The sequence below is a fragment of the Sphingomonas crocodyli genome, from assembly GCF_004005865.1.
GTDB lineage: Bacteria > Pseudomonadota > Alphaproteobacteria > Sphingomonadales > Sphingomonadaceae > Rhizorhabdus > Rhizorhabdus crocodyli.
Window position 1 is genome coordinate 41,801 of sequence record NZ_SACN01000004.1, and the last position, 19,423, is coordinate 61,223.

Genomic DNA, 19,423 nt, shown 5'->3' on the forward strand with positions numbered 1-19,423 from the left:
CATCACTTGCCCCCCGAATTGAAGCGCGCCGTCAGCGACAGCATCAGGCGATCGGACGCCTTCTTCACCCCCGGCAACAGCAAAGGCGGATCGGTGGGCTTGGCGTACATGACGTCGAGCGTCGCCATGCCGGGCAGCGAGACGCGCACGCCGCCGCCATAGGAACCGAGCTTGCGATTATCCTCGATCGCGGAGCTGTCGAGGTTCCACAGCCAGACATGGTCGTAGAAGCCGAACGTCTCCACCCGCAGGCGCGGCGTGTTGAACCAGCGCACGCGCGCCTCGCCGCGCACGCCGATCGCGCGATCGCCGCTGTTCGCGCCCGGATCGTAGCCACGGCCGATCGTCAGATTGCCGATCGAATATTCGTCATAGTTGAGCAGCGGATCGTTCGCCCACTGCCCGCGCGCCGAACCGGCGAAGGACAGAGCGGGCGTCACCTGCACCGCCGCGTCGAGATCGCCCTGCACCACCCACGCGGTCGCGCTGCCCTCGATCCGCGAGGGCAGATAGCCGCCACCGGTCTGCAGCCCCATCTTGGTCGCGCCCAGGATGTCGAGCCCCTTGCGGACCTCCAGCCGGCCCGCGAGGTAGAAGGCGTCGCCGCCGTCGAGCGTCGGCGTGCGGCGGATGCCGGTCAGCCGCAGGAAGGCGACGCGGATGCGATCGCGGTTCAGCGGGCTGCTGCTGGCATTGCCCGCGGCATTGTTGCCGCCGAAGACGCGGGTGCGCTGCTCGCTGATGTCGACGCCGGCACCGACGAACAGGCTCTTGCGCACGCTGCGCACGATCGGCGCGTTGAACTCGATCCCTGCAATCGCCGATTCCGCACGCAGATCGAGCGTGCCGAGATCGGGGCGCGACCAGGCATAGGTGCCGTTGAGCGACATCGTGATGCCGTCATTGCCAAGGCCCATCTGGTGGACGGCCTGCAGCACGCGCTGCTCCTGCAGATCGCCCGTCACCTGCCCTCCGATCGACGTCACGTCCGACAGGCCGGTGAGGCCGTAGAGATCGGTGCGGCCGTACATCGTGATGCGGCCCAGCTGGTGCGAACCGTAATTCTGGACGTTCGCGAGCACGGTCGCGCGGCGCGCGGCGATCGTCAGGTCGCCGATGACGGCGCCCGGCTCGGTCCCCGCGGGGCGCAGGGTGAGCTGCACCTCGAGCCCCGGCACGTCGGCGGCGAGCAGCAGGATGCGTTCGGCATCATGCTCGTTGAGCGGATTGAGCGCCTTCAATTTCTCGATGCGCGCGGCCAGCGTGCGACGATAGCGGCCGGCATCGCCGCGCACGCGAACCTCGGTGATATGCGCGGCGACGACTTCGAGGCGCAACTGCCCGTTCTCGATCCGCTGCGGCGGAATCTGGACCGAGGCGACATAGCCTTCCTTGCGCAGCACGGCGGCGGCACGATCGCGGATCTCGCAGACCACGGCGACCTTCTGCTCGCCCGACGGCGGGCTGGCGGCGATGCCAGCCAGCAGCGCGCCGAACCCTTCGGGCAGCGCGCCGCCATTGGGGCCCGTAAACTCGACCTGGCTGATCGACACCAGCACATCCGAATCCGCCAGCGGGCACGGCGCCGCCTGCACCTTGCGGCTGTCGACCGTGGCACGCGATGCGGGGGCCGCGCTTTGGGGCTTGGGAAGATCGAGCTGATCCTGTTGCGGCACGGAGCCAGCGGGCGCGACGGGAGGCGGAGCGACCTGCGCCATAGCGGGGGTAGCAAGGCCAAGAATGACGGCTGCACGCGCGGCATTGGCGAGCGCGCGGCCCGCCACGAATCGATTTGTCATCTTCCCCCTCACGCCCTCTGACCGACCGCAGCCGGACAGATCGCGCGGCACCCCTGCCGCTTAACGGTTGGTAAACCTTACCCGATGGTCGAGTCAAACGAGCGCGCGCAGCAGAAATACGACATTTCCGGCCCGAATCCGGACAGTGAATGATGCATGCAACCGCTTGCGACGACTATGTTTGTTCAACCCGCCGGCGGCGGATATCGAGCACGGGCGAAGCGATCCTCCCCTATGTGGGGGGCAGGCCCTCGCCGGACTCGATTTCGGGCGGACGGCAAAGATCCGCCCAGGTCGCGCCCGTGACGGCGGCAAGACGATCCGGCGTGATCCGGACGGAGCTGGTGCGCGATCCGGCGGCGGGGAAAACCTCGTCGAAATCGCGCAGCGAATGATCGCAATAGACCGCGAGCGGAGTCGCCAGACCAAACGGGCAGACTCCGCCAACCGGATGGCCGGTCAGCGCCATCACCTCCTCCGCGCCCAGCATGCGCGGGCGGCCGCCCAGCGCATCCTTGACCTTGCGATTGTCGAGCCGCGCATCACCGCGCGCGACCACCAGCACGACCCGGTCGCCCACGCGCACCGACAATGTCTTGGCGATCCGCCCCGGCTCGACGCCCAAAGTGGCGGCTGCCTCTTCGACGGTTGCGGTGCTGGCGCCCTGATCGATGATCTCGGCATCGGGCGCATGTTCGGCCAGAAACGCGCGGACGGATTCGGCGCTCATGCGGTCGCCACGTTTTGCCGGCACTTCATCAGCGGCTGAATGCGCGTGCCGAACGCCTCGACCCCTTCGACGAAATCGTCGAAGGTCAGCAGCACCCCGCCCGTATTCGGCACCTCGGCCATTTCATCGAGCATCCGCGCGATATTTTCGTAGCTGCCGATCAGCGTGCCCATGTTGATGTTGATCGCGCCCTCGGGGGCGGCAAGCTGGCGGACGTTAGTCGTCGTATTGTGCGTGTCCTTCGCGCCCTGATCGGCGAGCCAGTCGATCGCATCGAGATCGATGCCGTCATTATAATGCTTCCACTTGGCGAAGGCCTCCTCGTCCGTCTCGGCCGCGATGATCATCACCAGCACGAAGATCGAAACGTCGCGCCCCGTCTTCGCGGTCGCCGCCGCCAGCCGTTCGTTGTTGGAGGCGAAGGCGGTCGGCGTGTTGACGCCCTTGCCCAGGCAGAAGGCATAGTCCGCCCACTTGGCCGAGAAGGCGAGCCCTTCGTCCGAACTCCCCGCGCAGATGATCTTCATGTCGCCGGTCGGCTGCGGCCGGACGCGGCAATCGTCCATCTGATAATAGGTGCCCTTGAAATCGGAGACGCCGGTCTCCCACAGCTCGCGCAGGATGCCGGCATATTCGTCGAGCATCTTGTACCGGTTCCTGAAATGCTCGTCGCCGGGCCACACCCCCATCTGCGTATATTCGGGCGGCTGCCAGCCGGTGATCAGGTTCAGCCCGAAGCGGCCGTGGCTGATCGAATCGATCGTGTTGCACATCCGCGCGGCGAAGGCCGGCGGGATCACCAACGTCGGGCAGGTCGCGAAGATCTTGATCCGCTCCGTCACCGCGGCGAGGCCCGCCATCAGCGTGAAGCTTTCGAGACCATATTCCCAGAATTCGGATTTGCCGCCGAAGCCGCGCAGTTTGATCATCGACAGCAGGAAATCGAGCCCGTGCCTTTCCGCGCGGACCGCGATCTCCTTGTTCAGATCGAAGCTCGGCTTGTACTGCGGCGACGTCGTCGAGATCAGCCAGCCATTGTTGTTGATGGGAACGAAGACACCGACCTGCATCGCCTCACCTCAATCCATTCTCATCCTCCCCCGCCAGGGGGAGGTGTCAGCGTAGCTGACGGAGGGGGAGGACGCGAAACGCCATTTGGTCGCCGCCCTCCCCCTCCGTCGCCTTTGGCGCCACCTCCCCCTGGCGGGGGAGGATGTCGGTGGTTCAATCAAACGCCTTCAGCCAGCGTAGCACGATATCGTCGAACCGTTCCGGCACGGTGACGTTGCAGGCATGGCCGCCCTTGGGCAACAGGGTAAGCCGCGCGCCGCGAATGCCGTTGGCGATACGCTGCGAACAGCTGGCGGGCACCAGCATATCGTCCTCCGCCGCGAGCGCGAGCGTGGGCACGCCGATCTCGCCCAGCCGCGCATCGATGTTGAACAGGCGTAATGCCGCGATCCGCTTCGACAGATTGTCCGCGCCCTGGAAGCTGGCGAGATGCTGTTCCAGTTCATCGTCGAGCAGGCCCAGGTTTCGCGAGATCCACTCGGCCGGATAGAGGAACAGAGGCTGCGCGCGCAGATAGGCACGCGGCCCGCCGTTGCGCAGGATTTCGAGGCGGATGTCGAAGCAGCGCGCGAAATGCGGATCGAGCTTCGACCAACCGTTGACGACCACCAGCCGGCACAATCGCTGCGGCGCCTTGAGCGCGAGCGCCAGCCCCGCGACCCCGCCCGCCGCGTGGCCCATGAAATGCGCCTTTTCGATCCCCAGCGCGTCCATCAGCCCGATCACGTCGTCGGCCATCGTATCGACGCTGACCGGCCCCTCGAGCGTGCGATCCGATTTGCCGGTGCCGCGATGATCATAGACGATCACACGATAATCGCGCGCGAGCGCGGCGATGTTCGGCGCCCAGTAACCGCCCGATCCGCCCAGCCCCGCCGACAGGATCAGCGGCTCCGCCCCCGGCTGCCCAAATGCTTCCCAGTGAAGCCCCCCGGAAACGCTCATGCGGGCAGGTGCGCCACGCTGGCGATCTCGACCAGGCAATCAGGTTTCACCAGATCGGCCTTGATGCAGTAGCGCGCGGGCTTCGCGCCCGGAAAATATTCGGCATAGACCGCGTTCATCGCAGGATAATCGGCAAAGTCCTTCAGGAAGATGTGGTTGAACGCGACATCGGCCATGCTGCCGCCCGCCGCCTCCACCGTCGTCTTAATCGCGTCCAGCACATGCCGCGTCTGCGCCGCCGCATCGCCGATATGCAGCACCACCCCGCCCTCGCCCAACGCGAGCATGCCCGAGACGTAGAGCGTGTTCCCCGCCTTTGCGCCGCTCGAATAAGGCGCGATCGGGGTGGGGAATTGGGGCGGATTGATCGGCTCGAACGGCACGCGCGCTACTCCTTTGACACGTCGCGCGACAACAGCGCGACAAGGCTGGGAACGTCCTTGTGATGGATATCGGCAATCGCCCAGCGGGCGCCGAGCGGCTCCAGATCGATTGTGATCACCTGCCGTCCGCCATTGTCGATCACGACTTCGACCCTGGTGGCGGACAAAGATCGGATGCTTTCCAGCCGATAATCACCGGCGAAATCCTGACACCCGCACAAAGGATCGAAATCGAGCCGGCAGATCGCGCGCGTCGCCTTGGCGCACGCCTGATCCCGCCGGATCAGCACATCGAGCTTTGGGGCGTAATGGAGCTTGGTCCAGTCACTGTCGGGCAGCACTTCATAGATCGAGAGCACATAATCTTCGGCGCTCTGCTGCGCGGCGGGCGCGACGCCGGCCCACAACCATCCCGCCGCAACCAGCAGGGATGCGGCGCGCCATCGCATCAGGCTTTCTCGATCTGCCCGAAGGTGCCGCAGAAATCGGCCACGGTCGAAACCCAGCCGAAGAATTTCTCGACATTGTAGACGGTCGCTTCCTGCATCATCGGCGGGCCGAGATGGTGGGTCGCGTCCTCCAGCATGATCCCGAAATATTCGAGGTGGAAGCCGTCGCGCAGCGTGCTTTCGACGCAGACGTTGGTCGCGATCCCGACGAAGACGATGTTGCGGATGCCGCGCGAGCGCAGGATGCTGTCGAGCTGCGAATTGAAGAAGGCGCTGTACCGGGTCTTGTGGACGCGGATGTCGCCGGGCTTGGGCGTCAGCGCGTCGACCAGTTCATAATCCCAGCCGCCACGCGCCAGCAATTTCCCCTTGAGTTCGGGCTGCGCGCGCATCGTCTTGAGCGCGTTCGATTTGTGATAGTTGGGCGATTGCGGCGTCCCCGCCTCGACATAATCGGCGTCCCAGCCGTTCTGCAGGAAGATCACCGGCACCCCCGCCGCCCGCGCGGTATCGAGGACGGTGCCGATCTTCCCGATCACCCCGGCCGCGCCCGCAATGTCGAAGCCCGCGAGATCGACATAGCCGCCCTCCGTCGCATAGGCATTCTGCATGTCGATCACGACGACGGCGGTATCGTCGGCGCTGATCCGCAGCCCTTCGGGCCGGGCGGGCAGGGTGACGGTGCGCGGCCCATCCGCGACGCCCCGATCGACAATGCCCGGCTCAACGCTCATCTCGCGGCCCTTTCGTGCTGCAAGTGCGAATGTGACCCAAAGATGACGGCGGGCGCAAGCCCCTGCCGCGTCAGCGCCCCAACACCATCCGCACCAGCGGGCGATCGGCCGGGCGCGCATCGTCGAACGTGCAGGCGGCCAGATAGGCCTCCACCGCGCGATCGGCCGCATCCTCGTCACCCGCGTGGACGATCGCGACCGGATCGCCCGCGTCGAACCGCGTGCCGATCGCGACCACATCGGCAAAGCCGGTGCGCGGATCGACGACATCGTCGACGCGCCGCCGCCCGCCGCCCAGATCGATGATCGCCTCGCCCACCGCCTTGCCATCGACCTTCGCGAGCCAACCGGATACGGGCGCCGGAACGGGCCGTATGACGGGCGCGGCCGCCAGATGCGTCTCGGGCCGATCGAGCAGGTCGGCCGACCCGCCCAGCGCCGCGATCATTTTTGAGAAACGCTCGGCCGCCGCGCCGTTGGCCAGCACCGCTTCGACCTTCGCCTCGGCATCCGCAATGTCCGTCGCAAGGCCGCCGATCACGAGCATTTCGGCGCACAACGCCACCGTCACCCCGTGCAACCGCGCCTCGCGGATGTCGCCGCGCAGATAGGCGACCGCCTCCATCACCTCGAGCGCGTTGCCCGCGGCATGGCCCAGCGTCTCGTCCATATCGGTAACGAGTGCGCGCGCTGGCAGTCCTGCCTCACGCGCGCTGGCGATGATCGCATTGCCCAGCGCCCGCGCCTCTTCATCGTCGGACATGAACGCGCCGCTGCCCGCCTTGATGTCCATGACGAGGCCACCCAGCCCGGCCGCAAGCTTTTTCGACAGGATCGATCCGGTGATGAGCGGCGTGGACTCGATCGTCGCGGTGACGTCGCGGATCGCATACATCATACGATCCGCGGGGGCGAGATCATCGGTCTGCCCGACGATCGAACAGCCGACATCGGCCACCACCTGCTGGAAACGATGGATGCCGGCGAACGGATCGTAGCCGGGGATGCTCTGCAGCTTGTCGATCGTGCCGCCGGTATGGCCGAGGCCGCGCCCCGCGATCATCGGCACGAAGCCACCGCAGGCCGCGATGATCGGGGCGAGCATCAGGCTGACCTTGTCGCCCACCCCGCCGGTCGAATGCTTGTCGAGCACCGGGCCGGAGAGTCGCCCCGTCCAGTCGATCATCGTTCCCGATCGCGCCATCGCGGCGGTCAATGCCGCCGTCTCGCGCGCGTCCATATCGTTCAGGAAGATCGCCATCGCCAGCGCCGCCGCCTGCTCGCGCGGCAGCGACCCATCGGCCAGGCGGCGGACCACCAGTCCGATCTCGTCAGCGGTCAGCGCATGGCCGTCACGCTTTCGTCGAATAATGTCGGTAATCGGGGAAATTCCGGAGCACTCCGTTCAGCTTGCATCCATGTCAGCCGGATCAGCATCGCTACCCGGCCGGATGCTGTTTGGCAAAGATACGGCAAAGGGGACAAGCTGTTCCGCGCCCGGGAGATGTCGCGTTGCAACAGAGGGCGATATGGGCGAGCCGAACGGTTATGACGAACAAGCCGCTGAAATCATCAAACTTTATGGATCCGATGCCATCCCGCACATCGTCCATCTGATCGAAAAGGCCGTGAAGGACGGCGATGACGCCGCCGTCGAACGGCTCGACCAGATGCTCGCCGCGGTCGAGCGCGCGACACCCCATTTGCCCTGACCCCACGCCGCGCCGCAGCACAGGCTTGGCGCTTCCGCGCTTTTCGATCAGCTTCGGCCGATCGGGGAGGGGCAATTTATGATTCGCTGGGGTCTGGCTCTGACATTGCTGGCGGCGCCCGCCGCCGCACTGGCGATCGATATCGTCGAGCAGCCGATCGATGCCCTAGCGGCGGAGATGGCGGCGGGCCGCACCAGCGCCGTCGCGCTCGTCAAAGCCTATCAAGCGCGCATCGCCAAGATCGATTCGAAGCTCCACGCCGTCATCGCCGTCGATCCCGACGCGCTGGCGCAGGCCCGCACGCTCGATGCCGAACGCAAGGCCGGCAGGGTGCGCGGCCCGCTCCACGGCGTGCCGATCCTGATCAAGGACAATATCGAAAGCGCGGGCACACTGCCGACCACCGCCGGATCGATCGCGCTGGCGCACAATGTCACCGGCCGTGACGCGCCTGTGGTGGCGCGGCTGCGCGCGGCGGGCGCAATCATATTGGGCAAGACCAACCTGTCCGAATGGGCGAACTTCCGATCGCTCAAGTCGACGAGCGGGTGGAGCGCGGTCGGCGGCCTTACCCACAACCCATACGCGCTCGATCGCAATCCGTGCGGATCGAGCGCGGGCAGCGGCGCGGCGGCGGCCGCCAGCCTCGCCGCCGCGACGATCGGCACCGAAACCGACGGATCGATCGTCTGCCCTTCCTCGCTCAACGGCCTCGTCGGATTGAAGCCGACCGTTGGCCTCGTCTCGCGCACCCACATCATCCCGATCTCCGCGCGACAGGATACGGCCGGGCCGATGGGCCGATCGGTGCGCGACGTCGCGCTGCTGCTCGGCGCGATGGCCGGTAGCGACGCGGCCGATCCCGCAACCACGCAGTCCGATGCGCACAAGATCGATTATGCCGCCGCGCTCGATGCCGGCGCATTGAAGGGCAAGCGGATCGGGGTGATGCGCTTCGCCGCCGGCTTCCACCCCGCGGTCGACGCGCTGTTCGACAACGCGATCGCCGACCTCAAAAAGGGCGGCGCGGAGATCGTGGAGATTCCGGCCTTCGACCTGCGGCCGATCCGCGCCATCACGCGCGACCTGCTGTCGGCCGAGTTCAAGGAGGGGATCAATGCCTATTTGGCGTCGACCGACCCCAGCGAGGTGCCGAGCCGCAATCTCACCGCCTTGATCGCGTTCAACAAGGCGCATGCCGACGCTGAAATGCCGTGGTTCGGGCAGGAAATCTTCGGCTTTGCCGAAGCCGCCAAACCCGTCACCGACCCCGCCGTCCAGAAGGACGCCGCGACCGCGACGCGGCTTGCCGGTGTCGAGGGGATCGATGCGATGCTGGCGAAAGACAGGCTCGACGCGCTGATCGCCCCCACCAATCCGCCGGCCTGGCCAAGCGACCTCGTCAACGGCGGCGGCGCGAGCGGTGGCGGCGCCTCCACCCTGCCCGCGGTCGCCGGCTATCCGCACCTGACCGTGCCGATGGGGCCTGTGAAGGGGCTGCCGGTCGGCCTTTCCTTCATCGGCCCGGCCTGGTCGGAGGCGAAGTTGCTGGCGATCGGTTACGCCTATGAGCAGGCCACCCACCGGCGCGAACCGCCCCGCTATCTCGCGTCGGTGCCTTAGGTTCGCACCAGCCCCGTCATTGGCCTGGGCACAGCATCGGCAAACAGAGTGCGCGCGACGCGGGGCGGATCGATCCCGAAGGTCTCGCCCGCCGCGCCCGCGATCAGGGCGTCGAGCTGCGCGGTCGGCTTCAGATCGCGGCCATCGAGCAGGTTGGCCTGCGCCAGCCCCGGCCAGTCGGCAACGACGCGCCCGCCCTTCACCGCACCACCGATCAGCATCGCCGCCGATCCGGTGCCATGATCGGTGCCGCCCGTCCCGTTCGCCGCAGCCGTCCGCCCGAACTCGGTCGCGACCAGCACGACCGTATCGTTCCACACCGGCCCCAGCCCGTCGCGCAGGTTCGCCAGCATTACATCCAGCGCCTTCAACTGCGCCGCCAGTCGCCCGGCCTGCCCGCTATGCGTATCCCACCCGCCCGTCTCGATCATCGCGATGCGCGGGCCATCGGGCTTGGCGAGGAAGCCGGCCGCCAGCTTGCCGAGGCTCGCGGGATCCTGCTTCGGACCATTCTCGCCCGCCATGCCGCGCGTCGCCATCGCCGATCGCCAGAGCGGATCGAGCTGCGCATCTTCGGTGTAGAGATCGCCGACGCGCGCGAGCAGATCGTCGGTCGCCTGCGGCAGCGCGGAAGGCGCGTAGCTGGTGACGTCGGCGGGGCCGCGCAGCGCCATCGGCACGGTCGGCGCAAAGGCAATCGCCTCCTCCTTCTGCGCCGTCATCATGCCGGTCAGCCGGTTGAGCCAGCCATCGCGCAGACGATAGGGCGCGGTGCCGCCGGTCTCGAGCACGTTCTGCGCATCGAAATGCGATCGCTCGCGATAGGGCGAGGCGACCGCATGGACGAACAATGCCTGCCCCGCGCCGTGCATCTTGCCGATCTCGACCAGCGACGGATGCAACGCGAACTGCGCGTCGAGCTTGGTCGCGGTCGTCGGATCGATCGCCAGCGCGCCGCGCAATTGGGCATAGGCCGGATCCGCATAGGGAATGACGGTGTTGAGCCCGTCCGCCGCCCCGCGCTGGATCACGAACAGGAAGCGGCGATCGGTCTGCGCCGCCGCGAGCGCGAGGCGCGGCGCGACGAGCAATGCGCCGGCACCGATGGCGGAGAAGCGCAGGAACTGGCGGCGGATCATCATCCTCACCTCCTTTGAAATTCGGGCGAGACGAGCAGCAGCGCAAGACCGGTCACCGGGCTTTCGGCGCGGCCGATCGCCTGTTCGGTCGCAGGCGCAATCGTACCGGGCATCAATGTCGCGCCCAGCTTGCGCGCATCGAGCCGGTCGCCGACGCGTTGCGCGAAACGCTGCGCCACCTCAACCCGACGGACGAGCGCGTCGGGCGCGGCCCAGCTGGCGGCGACATCGTCGAAGCCCGCCGGCGATCCGGGGCGCCAGACCGGCTGACCGAGTTGGTTGAGCATGGGCGCGACCTGCATCTGCCCGATCTCGCGCATCCCGATCCCGCGCATCGCGGAGATGCTCCATTCCCACGGCGTCTTGAACTTCGATGCGCCCGCCGCCCAAGCCTCGGGCGCATCGATCAGCACGCGATAGACCTTGGGCAGATCGCCGCCGCTCTGCAGGAAAGCCGCCGACAGCCGATCGACCAGCGCAGGCGGCGGATCGTCGGCCACGAAATGCCGCGCCAGCTTGGTCGCAATATGCCGCGCGGTGGCCGGCGCGACGGCCAGATCATGCAGGATCGCCTCAGCCTGCGCCTCGCCCACCTGGGTGTAGCTGCGCCCCATGATAGTGCGCGCACCGGGTTCGTGGAGACCGGGGCGGAACAGATATTCGCCGGGATCGCCCTGATTGGGGCCGCCCGGCCGTCCGCCGCCGCGCCCCAGCCCGCCGACGCTCCATCCGGTCAGCGCGCGGGCGAACTCGGTCACGTCGGCCTGCGAATAGCCGGTGCGGACGCCCAGCGTGTGCAGCTCCATAATCTCGCGCGCCAGATTTTCGTTCAGGCCGCGCTGCCGCCCCGGATTGTTCATCGCCGCCCGCCGCGCCATTATGCTGTCCGGCCCGATCGACTGCGCCTGATCCAGGTAGAGCATCATCGCCGCATGCCGTTCGGCGGCGAGCAGCAGGTCTTCGAACCGGCCCAGAACATGCGGGCGGATCGCCTCCGCCTCGAAATTGCCTGCGAAGGGGACGACGGTCGCCTTGTCGGCCGACACCGCGAAATGGTTCGCCCAGAACCAGACGAGCCGCTCGACGAACGGCGCCGCCGCCGTCAGCGCGGAGGCTGCGCGCGCATTGACCGCATCCTGATAGTTCTGCCGCGCGTCGCGGCGCATCTCCTTGCGCGCATCCTTCTTGGCGGGATCGTCCTTGGGCGCCTGCCGCACCTCCATGCGCACCTGCGCATAATCATCGGCAAGCTGGGCGATCGGCGGCAATGCGGCCCACACGGCCGGGCGCGGTTCGTAGCGATCGAACTGGTCGATCAGCCAGCGTTTCGGATTGGTCGGGGCCGGATCGTCAGGCCGTGCGCCGATACCGAAGCGGTTCAGGGCGATAGCGGATTCGGACATATCGGGGCCTCATGACTCACCCCGACTGAACGCATGATGGCTGTTTTGGTCGCTAACCCATCACGCCGGTGCGATACCAGCGGCGCGCGGCGGCGGTGCGCATCAGCTTGCATCCGCAGTGGCGGCATTCGGCATAGCTGACGCCCAAGGCCGGATCGTGGACGCGCGAAACCGCCGAATGTCGCCCGTTTTCACACGCCATCGCGCTATGCTTCTTCAGGTCGATTTCGAACGCGGTTTCCGGATGCGTCTGCAGCATGGCGTTGCTCCCTTGCTTTGCGGGCAAGGGAGCGATGGACCCCGGCATTTGCAGCCCGATTGCGCCGCATTTCAACGGTGCAACATTTGGGGCGTCAGGTGAGGACCGCCCTCGCCGGCTCGATCGCGGCGTCGCTATCGCTCGATGTGAAGCGATGGTCCTCCACCACCGGACGGCGCAGCGCCAGCCAATATTCGAGGTTGGTGCCCGGATAGCCCAGCACGATCCGCCCGGTCGCGTGCCGATAATAGCCGTGGGCGGTGCCGCTCTGGATCCAGATCGTCTGTTCCAGCCGCTTTTCCAGATCGCGATTATAGGCGTCGCACGCTTCTTGCGTCACTTCGACCGCGGCGAATTCCTCATCGACCATCAGCTTGAGCGTCTCGACGATATAATGGATCTGCTGTTCGGCGAGCGTGGTGTGCGAGGATGTGAGCGCGGAGTTCGGCCCGCTCGTCACGAAGAAATTGGGGAAGCCCGGCACCTCCAGCCCCTTATAGGCAAAAGGATATTCGGCCCATGTGTCGGACAACTTGCGCCCGCCCCGCCCGCGAATGTCGAGGTTCGACATATAATCGAGCGTCCATCCGGTCGCGAGCGCCAGCACGTCGCACGCGATGCGGGTGCCGTCCTTCAGCACGACTCCGTCGGGCTCGACCCGCGCCAGCGATCCTTCGACCAGATCGACATTGGGCCGCTTCAACGTGTCGTAATAGCCGCAATCGAGGATCGGCCGCTTGGCGAAAAAGGGGAAGTCGGGCGTCACCTTTGCCTTCAGATCGGGCCGGTCGGCGAATTTTTCCGCGATGTAGCGCAGGCTGACTTGCTTCGCGCCTTCGTTGATCGCCGATACCCCGCCGGTGCGCGCGCGATAATCGGGATCGATGACGGCGGGCGAGATCGGCAGGGTGAGCAAGCTGACGAGGCTCTGGAACCGGCGCCATTGCGTCACGAAGGGGATATGCTCCAGCGCCCAGCGTTCGTCGGGATCGACCTCCTTCAGCGTCTTCTGATCGGGCATCATATAATTGGGCTGGCGCTGCACGATCGTCAGGTGATCGGCGCGCCCACCCAGATTGGTCGCCAGCTGCGCGGCGGTCGCACCCGTGCCGACGACCAGCACCTTCTTGCCCTCGATCTGGACATTGTCGTCCCAGTTGCCCGAATGGAGAACCGGCCCTGCGAAGCTGTCGAGACCGGGCACGTCGGGGAAGGACGGGCGGCTGAGGAAGCCGATCGCCACCACCACCGCATTCGCCTCATAGACGACTTCCTTGCCGTCCTGCGTGCACGTGATCGTCCACAGATTGCGATCGTCGTCCCAGTGGCATCCGGTCATCGTGGTATTGAACGCGATCTTGTCGCGGATCTGATATTTGTCGGCGACGCGATCGAGATAGGCGCGATATTCGGGGCCGCGCGGATAATATTTGGTCCACGACGCATTCTGTTCGAACGACAGCGAATATTGGACGCTGGGCGTATCGACCGCGACATGCGGATAGCGATTGACCATCCAGGTGCCGCCAATCGCATCCCAACGCTCGGCGATCTGGAAGTCGAAGCCGGCGGCCTTCAGCTTGATGCCCGCGATCAGCCCGGCCATGCCGCCACCCAGCACGAACACCTTGAAGCCTTCGGGCGGCACCCGTTTCGCCTCGGCCGCGCCCTCGTCACGCGAGAAACCCGCCTGTTCGCGCCCCATCGCGGTGGCATCGGGCTTGAGCGGCATGCCGATGCAGAAATCCGCCATCTGCTGGAACAGCGCGCGATCGGGCTGGGTGATGATCGGGTTCGGATTACTCTCCATCGCCGCGATCAGGCGCGCGCGGATATCGGCATCGACCGCCGGATCGAGTTCCTTGGGCTTGCCCGTATCGCGCGGGTTGAAGGAGGATTGGGCCCCGCCGCGCGGCACGCCGTCAAACTCCCCGCCCAGCGTGCGCAGCAATGTCCGATCGCCCGTCAGATGCACCAGCGCGAGCAGCGCGACGATCGGATCGAGCGCGGCGACGGCGGAGTGCAGCGTGGCCGCTGCGGGCTGATCGGTCATGATTTCCTCCCTACGCATTCTTCGTTCCGGCCCTTCGTATTGACTCATCCGGGGGCCGTCGATAGCAAAAGTGAGTGCATACTTACATAATAGAGCCGCGGCATCTGCGGTGAAAAAGCGCGCCGGACAACGGCCGCTTCCAAGGAGAGAGTGGATGGGTAAAACGCTGCGCTTCGATGGCGAGGTCGCGATTGTCGCAGGCGGCGGCGGTTCGCTGGGTGGCGCCTATGCGCGCATGTTCGGCGCGCTGGGGGCGAAGGTGATCGTCAACGATATCAGCGACAGCGCGCAGGCCGTTGCCGACGCGATCGTCGCCGCCGGTGGCGATGCGATTGCGGTGGTGGCATCGTCGGTCGATCGCGCGGACGATATCGTCGCGCAGACGATCGATCGCTACGGACGGCTCGATATCGTCGTCAACAGTTCGGGCCTCACCGGCGGCGGGCTGTTCCACAAGATGGCGCCGGAGGAATGGGATCGGGTGTTCGATTCGCACTTCGCCTCGACGCTGGCTTTGGCGCGTGCGGTGTGGCCGCATCTCGTCGCATCGGGGAACGGGCGGCTGATCAACACCGCGTCGACCGCGATCTTCGGATCGGAATATACCAGCACCTATGTCGCCGCGAAGGCCGCAATCTTCGCCGCCAGCCGGACCTGGGCGATGGAGGGCGCATCGCAGAACGTCCGCGTCAACGTGATCCTGCCCACCGCGATCAGCCAGATGACCAGCCAGATCCCCGACAAGGCGTTCGTCGCCCTGCTCGAACGCGCATTCCAGCCCGATCGGGTCGCCGGGCTGATCGGTTATCTGGCGCACCGGGATACGACGATCACCGGCTGCGCGATCGAGTGCGGCGGCGGGCGGGCCGCCCCCGTCTTCCTGGCGGAAGGCGACAGCTTCGCGGTCGACCGCCCCGAATCTCCTGACAGCTGGGCAAGCCATGCGGCCGCGCTCACCGCGCGCGTCGCCAAACATACGCCCTATTCGATGATGGAGGAGCTGGAGCAGCGCCTGAAGGACATGGGCCCGGCGATTGCGGGCGCGAGCGATACGACCAGCAACGTCCGCTGGTCCGAAGCCAAGCATGGAGCCAGCGCATGACCCTCGATCCCGCGATCAAGGCGCTGCTGGAGGCGACGCCGCGCACCCCGTCGATCATCGGCGCGGACATCCCGGCCTATCGCGCCGCGATCAACGCCGCGACTGCCGCCGCGCCCCGGTATGACGTGCCGCTCGCGTCGGTCGCCGATCGTACGATCGACCTGCCCGGCCGGTCGATCGGCATCCGCATCTATACGCCGCAGGGCGACGGCCCCTTTCCGATCGTCGCTTATTATCATGGCGGCGGCTTCGTGATCGGCGACCTCGAAGTTGCCGATGCGATCTGCAGGGCGATCGCCTCGGGCACCGGCGCGGTGCTGGTGTCGGTCGATTATCGTCTGGCGCCCGAACACCCCTTCCCCGCCGCCAATGACGATGCGTGGGATGCGCTCAACTGGATCGTCGATCATGCCGCCGATCTGAACGGCGATCCGGCGCGCATCGCCGTCGCCGGCGACAGCGCGGGCGCCAACATCTCCGCGTCGATGACGTTGCGGGCGCGGGCGGCCGGCCTGCCGCTGGCCGCGCAGGTGCTGATGTACGGTGCGCCGGCCTATCCCGATCTCACCCTGCCCTCGTTCAACGAACATGCGAACGGGCCGCTGATCACGCGCGACGAGGCGATCTATTATTGGGGCCATTACCTCCCCGACCCCGCCGACCGCACCAACCCCGATGCCGCCGCCGCGCATGCGACCAGCCACGCAGGGCTGCCGCCCGCCTTCGTTGCCAGCGGCGAATGCGATCCGACCCGCGATACGGGCGAAGCCTATGCCGACCTGCTCGCCGCCGCCGGCGTTCCCACCGTCAAGCGGCGCTATGCGGGCATGCCGCACGGTTTCTTCAGCTGGGTGCCCTACGTCCCGTCGGTCCGCACCGCGATGGGCGAACTGTGCGAATGGCTGCTTGGGAAACTGGAGCGGGTGAAGGGAATCGAACCCTCGTCGTAAGCTTGGGAAGCTTCTGCTCTACCATTGAGCTACACCCGCGATCGACGGCCAAGTGCCACAACCACCGCCACCTGGTCAACGCCAAGGCGGCGGAAGTTGTGGGCCGTCACATCACCCCCCTGTCCGCGTCCACGCGCAGATATCGGCTGTAGAGCCAGCCGAGCCCGATCAGGCTGAAGCCCAGCGCGAGGAAGGAGGCGATGCGCAGCAGGCCTTCGGCGCCCGACGCATCGACCAGGAACACCTTCATCACCGCCGCCAACATCAGGACGAGCGAACCGATCCGCCAGTCGCGCGCCCGGACGCGGATGCCCCACAGCAAGAAACCGATCGCGATCAGGATGAGGATCACCGAGCGGCCGATATCCTCGACCGACCCCATCGGCACCGGCGCGAACAGGCTGCCGCAAAAGATCTGTCGCAGGCTTGCGAGGCCGAGGAACAGGATGGTGGCCATCCGCAGGATCGTGATGGGCCGGGCGGCGCGCGTCGCGATCTGGGGCGCGACCCGCTCGGCGAGCAGCAACGCGCCGAAGATGAGCGCCGCCATCGGCACGATCAGATTGGCGACCGGCCACGGCCCCACCGCCTGCGGCGCCCATAAGGGATCGTGCAGCCACAGCGAGTAATAGACGGCATGGACCAGCGCCATCGCAACGGGCGGCAATGCAGCCCACCAGCGCAGCTTCGCGCGCCATGCGACCACGCCGACGCCGAGCAGCAGCACTTGCCAAACGGTGCGCTCGGCCAGGCCAAGGCTCTCGAACATCAGCGCGTCGTCGATCGCGAACAGATGCTTGTAGGCCATGTGCACGCCGATCATCGCCGCTGCGGCAGCGCCTGCGGTGGCGGCGCGCCAACTGACCGCATCCGAAAAGCCGCGCAGACGGAACAATGCCATCCCGGCGAGCAAGGCGGGCGCCAGCACCCGCTCGATCGACGAGGCGAGCGAGGGCAGATCTCTGACGAGGAAGGGATCGCCGAACAGCGACGCACCCGCCGGCAGGAACCACTCACCGAGCGGAAGCAGCGCCCAACCCCATGCGATCAGACCCAGCACGCCGAATGCGGGCAGCAGTTCGGCCGCATATCGCCGCCGCATCACTTCGGCGATCGCCACAAGCCCCAGCGCAACGGCCGGCGCCAACGCGGTAGCGGGAATGACCTGCGCCGCCGCACCATAAACCAGCAGCGCCGCGAAACCGGCCAGAGGACGCGCGACCGGTTGATCCCACAGCCGCCAGGTGAAGAAAGCCCCCGCCAAAGCCGGTGCCGCCCAACGCAGCAGCGCGGACATCATGTCGGTCGATACTGTCAGCCCGAACAGCCGACTCGTTTCCGCCAACGCCGGATCGGTCAGCGGCGCGAACAGGGCCGCCACCACGGCATAGGCAGCGGCGTTGCGCGCCAGCAGGGCATCGCCCGCTTGTTCGGCGGTCAGCAACAAACCTACGGCAATCGCCGCGATCGAGACCGGCGCGAGCCAGCCGGGCAGCGCCATCAATGCAACGACGATCGCCATCGCCCCAGCCGTCATGCCGAGCGTGCCGAAACGCAGATCGTCGTGTCGATCCGCACGACGCCACCCTATCGCCAGGGCGGCAACCGGCAGCAGCGCGAAGGCGGCGGCGACAAGCGACAAGCGGATATCGCGCGCCCACTCCACGCCCAGCACATGCCAGTGGCACACGGCGTAGCCACCGACCGAAAGCGCGACGATCCGCCCCGCCTCGAGCATGCCGCCATCGGCGCGCCACAGCCGCCACAGCGCCTCGCCCCCGAAGATCAGGACGATGCCGACCATCACGACGCCGAGATGCGTCATCGCGGGCTCGGGCCAGATCGCGGCGAGGATCAGCGCGGTAACGAGCGGCAGCAGGATCAGCGGGCGCAGCGCGGCCTGCCATATCGTCAGGCCGACGAAGCCGATCGCGAGCAGCCCGTAGAGCCCCCAGTTGAGCAGCGCGAAGCCGCCGCTCGCGACGAGCATCGCGAGCTGGAGCGCGGCAACGGCCGCCGTCGCACCCTGCACCATCCACGCACGATCGTCGTCGCGACCGAACAGCGGCAGGCCGAGGCCCAGCACGATCACGAGCATACCGACCGACGCCGTCGACAGCGATCCAAGGCCACCCGCGATGATGAGCAGCGCGCTCCATCCTGCGCCCCCGATCAGCGCGCTGACGCCCAGCCAGAACCAGCGCTGATGGCGCGACAGCAGGGTCAGCCCGCCGATGACGAGCGCCAGATAGGCGGCGAGCAGGGGCACATTGGGCGCATCGCTCTGCACGAGCACAGGCGTCGCGACGCCGCCGACCAGCCCCAGGATCGCGCTGGGCACCCCGAAGCGGAGCGCGAGACCGAGCGCGAGTGCGGTGATCGCGGTCAGCGCGCCGAAGGCCAGCCCCGGACCGATCAGGCCGTAGAGATTGGCGGCGGCGAGCGTCGCGGCATAGAGACTGCCGATGCCTGCACCGGCCAGCGCCTGTGCAACGCGCGGATCGTCGGCGACGATGCGGATTCGGCGCGCGGCCTCGGCGCCACCGATCAGGCCCAGACCGAACAGCCAGCCGCCGATCGTGCGGACCAAAGGCGACAGCAGCCCCGCCTCGATCGAATAGCGCACCAGCAGCACCGCCGCGACGAGCAGCGTGATGCCCCCGCCCCAGATCGGCAGCTTGCGACCGAACAGATCCTCGAAACCCGACGACGCTTCCTCGTCGGCATGCGACACGACCGGTTCGACGACCGGCTCAGCCATCGGCTCGACCGGCCGAGTCACATGGACGACGACCGGCGCGCGCGGCGGGGCCTGATACGCCGCTCGCCGAACCACCGGCGCGGAGACCTCGCGCGGCTCGGGCGGCGGCGCTGGCTGTTCCTCCGGTGGCGCCACCGGCGCTGCGACCGGCACAGTGCGAACCTCTTCGGCCTTGCGCATCGCGGCCTGCGCGATCGACAGCGCTTCGGAGGCTTGGGCTTCGGCTTCGGACAAACGGCGGCGCGTATCGAACAGCAGCGCACCCACCACCACCAGAGCCACGAACAGGATCAGCGTCATGATCATCCCC

General features: G+C 67.0%; 17 protein-coding genes and 1 tRNA gene. 4 read left to right on the forward strand and 14 right to left on the reverse strand.

The window, feature by feature from the left end:
- Positions 1–2: 2 nt before the first annotated feature.
- The 8 genes from EOD43_RS20215 to deoA all read right to left on the reverse strand — a co-directional run bounded on the left by EOD43_RS20215 (position 3) and on the right by deoA (position 7,501).
- Complete coding sequence (locus EOD43_RS20215) at positions 3–1,799, reverse strand: ShlB/FhaC/HecB family hemolysin secretion/activation protein (protein ID WP_127745865.1); 1,797 nt, start codon at positions 1,797–1,799, stop codon at positions 3–5.
- 232 nt (positions 1,800–2,031) lie between these two features.
- Positions 2,032–2,529 carry a YbaK/EbsC family protein gene (locus tag EOD43_RS20220; RefSeq protein WP_127745866.1) on the reverse strand — a complete coding sequence of 166 codons (498 nt, stop codon included), beginning with the start codon at positions 2,527–2,529 and terminating at the stop codon, positions 2,032–2,034.
- Positions 2,526–3,599 carry a pyrimidine utilization protein A gene (rutA, locus tag EOD43_RS20225; protein ID WP_127745867.1) on the reverse strand — a complete coding sequence of 358 codons (1,074 nt, stop codon included), beginning with the start codon at positions 3,597–3,599 and terminating at the stop codon, positions 2,526–2,528. The genes EOD43_RS20220 and rutA overlap by 4 nt, the downstream gene beginning before the upstream one ends.
- Before the next feature lie 154 nt (positions 3,600–3,753).
- Positions 3,754–4,545, reverse strand: a complete 792-nt coding sequence (gene rutD, locus EOD43_RS20230; RefSeq protein WP_127745868.1) for a pyrimidine utilization protein D — start codon at positions 4,543–4,545, stop codon at positions 3,754–3,756.
- A complete protein-coding gene (gene rutC / locus EOD43_RS20235) occupies positions 4,542–4,928 on the reverse strand; it encodes a pyrimidine utilization protein C (protein ID WP_127745869.1) in 387 nt (128 codons plus the stop codon). Before rutC ends, rutD begins: the two co-directional genes overlap by 4 nt.
- 5 nt (positions 4,929–4,933) lie before the next feature.
- Positions 4,934–5,377, reverse strand: a complete 444-nt coding sequence (locus tag EOD43_RS20240; RefSeq protein ID WP_127745870.1) for a hypothetical protein — start codon at positions 5,375–5,377, stop codon at positions 4,934–4,936.
- Complete coding sequence (rutB, locus tag EOD43_RS20245) at positions 5,377–6,111, reverse strand: pyrimidine utilization protein B (protein ID WP_127745871.1); 735 nt, start codon at positions 6,109–6,111, stop codon at positions 5,377–5,379. The genes EOD43_RS20240 and rutB overlap by 1 nt, the downstream gene beginning before the upstream one ends.
- Before the next feature lie 70 nt (positions 6,112–6,181).
- Positions 6,182–7,501 (reverse strand): thymidine phosphorylase, encoded by a 1,320-nt coding sequence (gene deoA / locus EOD43_RS20250; RefSeq protein WP_127745872.1) that lies wholly within the window; start codon positions 7,499–7,501, stop codon positions 6,182–6,184.
- 139 nt (positions 7,502–7,640) lie between these two features.
- On the opposite strand from deoA, the gene EOD43_RS20255 reads away from it, so the two are divergent.
- Both EOD43_RS20255 and EOD43_RS20260 read left to right on the forward strand, forming a co-directional pair.
- On the forward strand, positions 7,641–7,823 hold the full coding sequence (locus EOD43_RS20255; protein WP_127745873.1) for a hypothetical protein: 183 nt from the start codon (positions 7,641–7,643) through the stop codon (positions 7,821–7,823).
- A gap of 78 nt (positions 7,824–7,901) precedes the next feature.
- Positions 7,902–9,446, forward strand: coding sequence for an amidase (locus EOD43_RS20260; protein WP_127745874.1), 1,545 nt, complete (start codon positions 7,902–7,904; stop codon positions 9,444–9,446).
- Here EOD43_RS20260 and EOD43_RS20265 read toward each other — a convergent pair.
- The 4 genes from EOD43_RS20265 to EOD43_RS20280 form a co-directional block, all read right to left on the reverse strand.
- The gene (locus EOD43_RS20265; RefSeq protein WP_127745875.1) at positions 9,443–10,588 is read right to left on the reverse strand and encodes a DUF1501 domain-containing protein; all 1,146 of its coding nucleotides are present in this window, start codon (positions 10,586–10,588) and stop codon (positions 9,443–9,445) included. The genes EOD43_RS20260 and EOD43_RS20265 overlap by 4 nt on opposite strands.
- Positions 10,589–10,590: 2 nt before the next feature.
- Positions 10,591–11,988, reverse strand: coding sequence for a DUF1800 domain-containing protein (locus EOD43_RS20270; protein ID WP_127745876.1), 1,398 nt, complete (start codon positions 11,986–11,988; stop codon positions 10,591–10,593).
- A gap of 52 nt (positions 11,989–12,040) precedes the next feature.
- Positions 12,041–12,247, reverse strand: coding sequence for a hypothetical protein (locus EOD43_RS20275; RefSeq protein WP_127745877.1), 207 nt, complete (start codon positions 12,245–12,247; stop codon positions 12,041–12,043).
- Positions 12,248–12,341: 94 nt separating this feature from the next.
- Positions 12,342–14,300, reverse strand: coding sequence for a flavin-containing monooxygenase (locus EOD43_RS20280; protein ID WP_164857376.1), 1,959 nt, complete (start codon positions 14,298–14,300; stop codon positions 12,342–12,344).
- A gap of 154 nt (positions 14,301–14,454) precedes the next feature.
- On the opposite strand from EOD43_RS20280, the gene EOD43_RS20285 reads away from it, so the two are divergent.
- Positions 14,455–15,402: an SDR family oxidoreductase gene (locus tag EOD43_RS20285; RefSeq protein WP_127745879.1), complete on the forward strand. Its 948-nt coding sequence runs from the start codon at positions 14,455–14,457 to the stop codon at positions 15,400–15,402.
- Positions 15,399–16,352, forward strand: a complete 954-nt coding sequence (locus EOD43_RS20290; protein WP_127745880.1) for an alpha/beta hydrolase — start codon at positions 15,399–15,401, stop codon at positions 16,350–16,352. Before EOD43_RS20285 ends, EOD43_RS20290 begins: the two co-directional genes overlap by 4 nt.
- On the opposite strand, the gene EOD43_RS20295 is transcribed toward EOD43_RS20290, so the two are convergent.
- Positions 16,318–16,391, reverse strand: a tRNA-Gly gene (locus EOD43_RS20295). The genes EOD43_RS20290 and EOD43_RS20295 overlap by 35 nt on opposite strands.
- Before the next feature lie 67 nt (positions 16,392–16,458).
- Positions 16,459–19,413 (reverse strand): DUF2339 domain-containing protein, encoded by a 2,955-nt coding sequence (locus tag EOD43_RS20300; protein ID WP_164857377.1) that lies wholly within the window; start codon positions 19,411–19,413, stop codon positions 16,459–16,461.
- Positions 19,414–19,423: the final 10 nt, after the last annotated feature.

What these genes read in the sequence shown, in the direction of transcription:
- EOD43_RS20215 (WP_127745865.1), bottom strand. Translation starts at nt 1,799, where the DNA reads ATGACAAATCGATTCGTGGCGGGCCGCGCGCTCGCCAATGCCGCGCGT.
- EOD43_RS20220 (WP_127745866.1), bottom strand. Translation starts at nt 2,529, where the DNA reads ATGAGCGCCGAATCCGTCCGCGCGTTTCTGGCCGAACATGCGCCCGAT.
- rutA (WP_127745867.1), bottom strand. Translation starts at nt 3,599, where the DNA reads ATGCAGGTCGGTGTCTTCGTTCCCATCAACAACAATGGCTGGCTGATC.
- rutD (WP_127745868.1), bottom strand. Translation starts at nt 4,545, where the DNA reads ATGAGCGTTTCCGGGGGGCTTCACTGGGAAGCATTTGGGCAGCCGGGG.
- EOD43_RS20240 (WP_127745870.1), bottom strand. Translation starts at nt 5,377, where the DNA reads ATGCGATGGCGCGCCGCATCCCTGCTGGTTGCGGCGGGATGGTTGTGG.
- rutB (WP_127745871.1), bottom strand. Translation starts at nt 6,111, where the DNA reads ATGAGCGTTGAGCCGGGCATTGTCGATCGGGGCGTCGCGGATGGGCCG.
- EOD43_RS20255 (WP_127745873.1), top strand. Translation starts at nt 7,641, where the DNA reads ATGGGCGAGCCGAACGGTTATGACGAACAAGCCGCTGAAATCATCAAA.
- EOD43_RS20260 (WP_127745874.1), top strand. Translation starts at nt 7,902, where the DNA reads ATGATTCGCTGGGGTCTGGCTCTGACATTGCTGGCGGCGCCCGCCGCC.
- EOD43_RS20265 (WP_127745875.1), bottom strand. Translation starts at nt 10,588, where the DNA reads ATGATGATCCGCCGCCAGTTCCTGCGCTTCTCCGCCATCGGTGCCGGC.
- EOD43_RS20270 (WP_127745876.1), bottom strand. Translation starts at nt 11,988, where the DNA reads ATGTCCGAATCCGCTATCGCCCTGAACCGCTTCGGTATCGGCGCACGG.
- EOD43_RS20275 (WP_127745877.1), bottom strand. Translation starts at nt 12,247, where the DNA reads ATGCTGCAGACGCATCCGGAAACCGCGTTCGAAATCGACCTGAAGAAG.
- EOD43_RS20280 (WP_164857376.1), bottom strand. Translation starts at nt 14,300, where the DNA reads ATGACCGATCAGCCCGCAGCGGCCACGCTGCACTCCGCCGTCGCCGCG.
- EOD43_RS20285 (WP_127745879.1), top strand. Translation starts at nt 14,455, where the DNA reads ATGGGTAAAACGCTGCGCTTCGATGGCGAGGTCGCGATTGTCGCAGGC.
- EOD43_RS20290 (WP_127745880.1), top strand. Translation starts at nt 15,399, where the DNA reads ATGACCCTCGATCCCGCGATCAAGGCGCTGCTGGAGGCGACGCCGCGC.
- EOD43_RS20300 (WP_164857377.1), bottom strand. Translation starts at nt 19,413, where the DNA reads ATGACGCTGATCCTGTTCGTGGCTCTGGTGGTGGTGGGTGCGCTGCTG.